6 protein-coding genes are annotated in these 4,513 nt (G+C 72.7%); 4 read left to right on the forward strand and 2 right to left on the reverse strand.

Annotated elements, in window-relative coordinates; genetic code table 11:
* From SACPADRAFT_RS26935 to SACPADRAFT_RS0210770, 3 genes are all read left to right on the forward strand, one after another.
* Window positions 1-772: acyl-CoA dehydrogenase family protein (locus SACPADRAFT_RS26935; protein ID WP_007026638.1), on the forward strand; the 772-nt coding region annotated here is incomplete at its 5' end.
* Window positions 769-1,290 (forward strand): MaoC family dehydratase, encoded by a 522-nt coding sequence (locus SACPADRAFT_RS26940; protein WP_007026639.1) that lies wholly within the window; start codon window positions 769-771, stop codon window positions 1,288-1,290. The genes SACPADRAFT_RS26935 and SACPADRAFT_RS26940, both read left to right, overlap by 4 nt.
* The gene (locus tag SACPADRAFT_RS0210770) at window positions 1,287-2,507 is read left to right on the forward strand and encodes a lipid-transfer protein (RefSeq protein ID WP_007026640.1); all 1,221 of its coding nucleotides are present in this window, start codon (window positions 1,287-1,289) and stop codon (window positions 2,505-2,507) included. The genes SACPADRAFT_RS26940 and SACPADRAFT_RS0210770 overlap by 4 nt, the downstream gene beginning before the upstream one ends.
* 264 nt (window positions 2,508-2,771) lie before the next feature.
* On the opposite strand, the gene SACPADRAFT_RS26945 is transcribed toward SACPADRAFT_RS0210770, so the two are convergent.
* Window positions 2,772-3,356, reverse strand: a complete 585-nt coding sequence (locus SACPADRAFT_RS26945) for a helix-turn-helix domain-containing protein (protein WP_051442437.1) — start codon at window positions 3,354-3,356, stop codon at window positions 2,772-2,774.
* 186 nt (window positions 3,357-3,542) lie between these two features.
* Between SACPADRAFT_RS26945 and SACPADRAFT_RS0210780 the strand changes: the two genes are divergently transcribed.
* Complete coding sequence (locus SACPADRAFT_RS0210780) at window positions 3,543-4,238, forward strand: alpha/beta hydrolase (RefSeq protein WP_007026643.1); 696 nt, start codon at window positions 3,543-3,545, stop codon at window positions 4,236-4,238.
* Here SACPADRAFT_RS0210780 and SACPADRAFT_RS0210785 read toward each other — a convergent pair.
* Window positions 4,235-4,513, reverse strand: a 279-nt coding sequence (locus SACPADRAFT_RS0210785) for an acyl-CoA dehydrogenase family protein (RefSeq protein WP_007026644.1), incomplete at its 5' end; no start/stop codon positions are given. The two genes, SACPADRAFT_RS0210780 and SACPADRAFT_RS0210785, sit on opposite strands and share 4 nt — an antisense overlap.

Raw genomic sequence — 4,513 nt, forward strand, 5'->3', positions numbered from 1 at the left:
CGCCGACCCGGCCGTGCCGGACTGCGCGGCCCACGGTGACGGCGTCGGCGGGTGGACACTGACCGGCACCAAGGCCGCGGTGCCCGTCCCGGAGGGGGCCGACGCGGTGCTGGTGTCGGCCACCACCGACGACGGGCCGGGGCTGTTCCTGCTCGATCCCGCCGCGCCCGGCGTGACGTGGGAGCACGCCGAGACCACCAGCCGCCAGTGGTGCGGACACCTGGAACTGGACTCCGCCCCGGCCACCGGGGTCGCCGTGGGCACGACGGGGCGTGCCGCCCTGGCGCGCACTCTGCGGCGTGCCCACGTCGCGCTGTCCGCCGTGCAGCTCGGTGTCACCCGCGGCGCGCTGGCGCACGCGACGGGCTATCTGAGCGAACGCACACAGTTCGGCAGGCCGCTGGGCACCTTCCAGGCGGTGGCACACCAGCTCGCGGACTGCCACATCGACATCGAGGCGGCGGGCGTGACCCTGTGGCAGGCCGCCACCCGCCTCGACGGGGCGGACGGGGCCGACGCCGACCCCGCCGACCTCGACCCTGCCGACCTCGACCGCACGGCCCTGGTCGCGAAGTGGTGGGCCACCGACGCGGGCCAGCGCGTCCTGCACCGCGTGCAACACGTGCACGGCGGGATCGGCGTGGACCTCGACTACCCGGTGCACCGGCACTACCTGTGGGGCAAGGAGATCGCGGGCACGCTCGGCGGGCCGAGCGCCGACCTCGACCGCCTCGGTGCCGTGCTCGCGACCACGGAGGTGACGGCCTCGTGACCACCCCCGCCGCCCCGCACGTCCCCGTGCGGTACGCCGACATCGCCGTCGGCGACACGCTGCCCGACCTGGTGATCCCGCTGACCCGCACGCTGATCGTGGCCACCGCGATCGCCAGCCGGGACTACCAGGACGTCCACCACGACCCGGAGCTGGCGCGCGAACGCGGGTCGAAGGACGTGTTCATGAACATCCTGACCACCAACGGCCTGGTGAGCCGGTTCGTCACCGACTGGGCCGGGCCCGCCGCGTCGGTGGCCCGCATCAAGGTCCGGCTCGGCGCGCCGAACTACCCGGGAGACGAGATGCGGATGACCGGCGAGGTGACCGAGGTTTCCGACGACCGGGTGGAGGTCGCCGTGCGCGGGGACAACAGCCTCGGCCCGCACGTGACGGGCACCGTCGCGCTGCGGTTCCCGACCGGGGGCGGCCCGGTCGGCGACGGGAGGTCCGACCACGGGGCCTCCGGAGCCGGGGTGACCGGCGACGCCGCGAGCGGGGAGAAGGTGCGGTCATGACCGCGACGACCACGGACCCGACCGCGGCGGCGGGCGGGGCATCCACGGGCCTGGCGAACCGGGCCGCCGTCGCCGGGATCGGCGCGACCGAGTTCTCCAAGGACTCCGGCCGCAGCGAACTGCACCTGGCCTGCGAGGCGGTGCGGGCCGCGATCGACGACGCGGGGCTCGAACCGTCCGAGGTGGACGGGCTGGTGACGTTCACCGCGGACACCAACTCGGAGATCCACATCGCCCGGAACACCGGGATGGGGCAGATCCGGCACTTCTCCCGCGTCCACTACGGCGGCGGCGCGGCCTGCGGCACGGTCGCCCAGGCCGCGATGGCCGTGGCCACGGGTGCGGCCGACGTGGTGGTCTGCTACCGGGCGTTCAACGAACGCTCCGGCGTGCGCTACGGCCTCGGCCAGGCGGACCGGGCGCTCAGCGACGACGCCGACCGCGCCGCGTACTCGTGGATGACCCCGTTCGGGCTGTCCACCCCGGCGCAGTGGGTCGCCATGTTCGCCCGCCGCTACATGCACGAGTACGGCGCCACCAGTGAGGACTTCGGCCGGGTCTCGGTGACGATGCGTCGGCACGCGGCGACCAACCCGGCCGCGTGGTTCCACCAGCGCCCGATCACCCTGGCCGAGCACCAGGCCTCCCGGTGGATCGCCGAACCGCTGCACCTGCTGGACTGCTGTCAGGAGACCGACGGCGGGCAGGCGCTGGTGGTCGTCTCCGCGGACCGCGCGAAGGACCTGCCGCACCCGCCGGCCTACATCGCGGGCGCGGCCCAGGGGTCCGGCCCGGACCAGCACATGATGACCAGCTACTACCGGCCGTCGATCTCCGGTATCCCGGAGATGGGGCTGGTGGGCAGCCAACTCTACGCACAGAGCGGCCTGCGGCCGGACGACATCGCCGCGGCGATCCTGTACGACCACTTCACGCCGCTGGTGCTGCCGCAACTGGAGGAGTTGGGCTTCTGCGGGCGGGGCGAGGCGAAGGACTTCGTGCGCGCGGGCAACCTCGAACTCGACGGGCGGCTGCCCTGCAACACCCACGGCGGCCAGCTCGGGGAGGCCTACCTGCACGGGATGAACGGCATCGCCGAGGGCGTGCGGCTGATCCGGGGCGCCTCGGTCAACCAGCCGGGGGAGGTGCCGCACGTCCTCGTCACGGCGGGCACCGGGGTGCCCACCAGCGGCCTGATCCTCGCCCGCGACCGCTGACCCGGTGTCGGGAGCGCGCGCCGGCAGCGGCGTGGATGTCAACCGGCTTCATCTGACGACCGGGTCGTCGAGCAGGCCCGGCGTCCACGCCGCCGCCCGCGGGCGCGAAGCCCACCACACGCGGGCGTAGAAGCGCAGCAGAAGACGTGACGGCCGCCGGGGGGCGGATCGACGGCACTCACGGCGCAGTCGGTGCGAGGCGGCGGCGCGTTCGCTGTCCCGGCGTCGCTGATCGGCGCATGCCTGGAGGAAGTCCATGAACGGCTACTCCTTACCGGGCAACGACTTGGGGAAGTAACTCGCGAGGAACAGCCCGACCGCGCGGGAACCCTCCGGGCGGAGATCCGGGTTCTCGAGGCGATCCTGGAACCGATCGAAGATCTCCTGGAGTGCCTGGTCGACCTCTTCCAGCTCGTCGGCGGTGAGATATGTGATCGTCGCCTTCGAGCTGGTGTGCCGCCGCCACTGCTCGGGCTCGCGATCCCGTCGGCGGTTGTACTCCTTGATGCGGTCGAGCTCGTGGTCGAAGAACACCTCGGTCACCGTCTCCGCCGCGAGCACGACTTCGGGATCCGTACTCTCGGTGGTCCAGCTCTGGTCGTACCGCACGAGCTTCCACGGTTTCTCCCGGCCCTGCCCGCTCTCCGCCTGCGTCGTGAACCCGTACTTCGCCAGCATATTCAGGTGGTAGGAGCAACTCGCCACGCTCTCGCCGGTGAAGTCGGCGCACTGCGTCGCCGTGGCTGTCGGTTCGAGCGTGAGCAGTTCGATCAGCTTCCAGCGCGTCGGGTGCGACAGCGCTCGCAGCGTCTTCGGGTCGGTGATGCGGCCCGGCCGATCCTCCGTCATGAAGTAAAGATATCTTGCGAAAGACATCTTGAGTTGAGCAAGATGTCTTGAGCAAGGAGTGTTGAGCGTTTCTTCGCGGTCGCCGGGTCGGCCCATCCGGTGGTGGGGCGGCGGAGTGGGTTCGCACTTCCGAACACGCGTGGTCAGCAACGGTGGCGGCGGCGTCTTCTGCGGTACTCTTCGGCGATGGCGACGTTCGCGCTGGTCCACGGTTCCGGGGACGGTGGCTGGTACTGGCACCTGGTCGAACGGGAACTGCGGCGGCGCGGACACGACACCGTCGCCCCGGACCTGCCGACGGACGACGGGGACGCGGGGCTGCGTGACTACGCGGACGCGGTGGTGGCGGCCGTGGCGCGGCGGGACGACGTGGTCGTCGTGGCGCAGTCGTCCGGCGGGTTCGTCGCGCCGCTGGTCGCGGAGACCCGGCCGGTGCGCGAGATGGTGCTCGTCGCCGGCATGATCCCCGCCCCGGGAGAGACGCCGAACGAGTGGTTCGGCAACACCGGCTACGCCGACGCCGTGCGCGAGGCGGCCGAGCGGGACGGTGGCCTGACGGGCAGCGAGGATCCGTACGTGGCGTTCCTGCACGACGTGCCCCGCGCGCTCGCCGACGAGGCGATGCGGCGTGAGCGGCCCGCGGGGGAGGGGTCGGCCGACGAGCCGTGGCCGCTCGCGGCCTGGCCGGACGTCCCCACCCGCTACCTCCTGTGTACCGGGGACCGGTTCTTCCCGCCCGCGCTGATGCGCAGGCTCGCCGCCGAGCGGCTCGGCATCACCGACGTCGAGGAGATCGCCGCGAGCCACACCGTGGCCCTGAGCAGGCCGACGGAGCTGGCCGACCTCCTCGTCCGGGGACCGGAGGAAACCGCCGGTCCCTAGTTCCCCCCCGGGGCAGCCCCGCCCACGCCCAGCCGGGCCAGGTGTTCGTGCGGGCGGCCGAGGAGCTGGGCCGCGGAGTGGGCCCGTTTGAAGTAGCGGTGCGCCGGATGTTCCCAGGTGATGCCGATGCCGCCGTGCAGCTGGATCATCTCCCCGGCGACGGTGGACAACGCCTCCGAACAGTGCGCCTGCGCCACCGCCGCCTGCCGGGCGGCCTCGGCGACGGTCCCGGCGTCGGCCCCGGTACCTCCGGCTCCGTGGCCCGCCGCGGCGTC

Source organism: Saccharomonospora iraqiensis subsp. paurometabolica YIM 90007 (genome assembly GCF_000231035.2).
Taxonomy (GTDB): domain Bacteria; phylum Actinomycetota; class Actinomycetes; order Mycobacteriales; family Pseudonocardiaceae; genus Saccharomonospora; species Saccharomonospora paurometabolica.